Raw genomic sequence first — 1,228 nt, 5'->3', positions numbered from 1 at the left:
CCACCTGATAGTCGTTTCGGTAGCTTTCGGTGATCTGTTTCAGCTGTCCGAAGATCTGCGCCGAGACGCTCCGCAATGCCAAGATCGCTTTCGACGTGGTGATGGAAGACAAGGGCAGTCGGGTGATCGGCGTCATCTCCGTCCTGCCCGGCGAAGGCAAGTCGACGGTTGCGGCGAACCTCGCCGGTCTGCTCGCCGCCAACGGCGCCAAGACTTTGCTGATCGATGGCGACCTGCGCAATCCGGGCCTCAGCCGCAGCCTCGGCATGGAGTCGGAGCACGGGCTGATGGAAGCGGTGGTCAATGGACAGACCTGGCAGTCGGTCGGCAAGGTCGACCGCCAGACCAAGCTGGCGATCATCCCGGCCGTGGTGCGCGGCCAGTTCTCGCACACCAGCGAGCTTCTCGGCTCCGCCGGCATGCGGCGTTTCATCGAGAACGCCAAGGAGACGTTCGAATACATCATCGTCGACCTACCGCCGCTCGGCCCGGTGGTCGACGCCAAGGCCTTCGCGCCGCTGGTCGACGGCTTTGTGCTCGTCACCGAGTGGGGACGCACGCCACGCGCCATGGTGCGCTCGATGCTGGAGTCGGAACCCTACATCGCCGAAAAGATCACCGGCGCGGTGCTCAACAAGGTCGAGCTGAAGAAGCTGGCGAAATACGGCTCTCTCGGCGGTTCGGAAAAGTTCTTCGACCGCTATTCGAGTTACTACCTCGAGAAGTCGGAATCGCGCGCCAAGCAGGCCGCCTAAAGCAGTTCATCCGACGAAAAGCCGCGGCGGTTATTCTCCGGTCGACAGCAGCCGCCCATATTTGCCGACGATCCTGAGGGCGGTCAGCCGGCCGCTCTGGAAGGCGCCGGTGTCGATGCCGAGCCGGCGCCCGTCGAGCGTCGGAACGTCCACGATCGTATGTCCGTGCACGACCCAGCGATCGAGGCGGTGCGCCGCCGCCAGGAACTCGGATCGTATGTTGAGCAGGTCGGCCTCGTCCTGCGCTTCGAGCGCGATGCCGGGCCGGATGCCGGCATGGACGAAAAGGAACCGCTCCGAACAGATCATCACCGGCAGCGTGCGCATGAAGGCGACGTGGGTGGCCGGAATGGCCTCGCGGATACGCTCGTCTACCTCTTCGCTCGATCCGTAGAGATCGGCCAGGCGGTCGGGATCGATACCGTAGGAGAACAGCGTTTCCCGTCCGCCGACGCGGAGCCACGGCTCCAGTG

At 64.3% G+C, this 1,228-nt stretch carries 2 pseudogenes; one reads left to right on the top strand and one right to left on the bottom strand.

Features of this window, described 5'->3' with window-relative positions:
- Positions 1-59 precede the first annotated feature (59 nt).
- Positions 60-755: pseudogene (locus tag EOA60_RS33680) on the top strand (polysaccharide biosynthesis tyrosine autokinase); the annotation flags it as partial.
- A gap of 30 nt (positions 756-785) precedes the next feature.
- On the opposite strand, the pseudogene EOA60_RS33675 reads toward EOA60_RS33680, so the two are convergent.
- A pseudogene (locus EOA60_RS33675) lies at positions 786-1,228 on the bottom strand (serine/threonine protein phosphatase); the annotation flags it as partial.

The sequence above is a fragment of the Mesorhizobium sp. M1A.F.Ca.IN.020.06.1.1 genome (assembly GCF_004023265.1).
In the GTDB taxonomy this organism is placed as follows: Bacteria; Pseudomonadota; Alphaproteobacteria; order Rhizobiales; family Rhizobiaceae; genus Mesorhizobium.
Note: the sequence above shows the minus strand (reverse complement) of the source record. Positions and strands in the feature narration are given on the sequence as shown.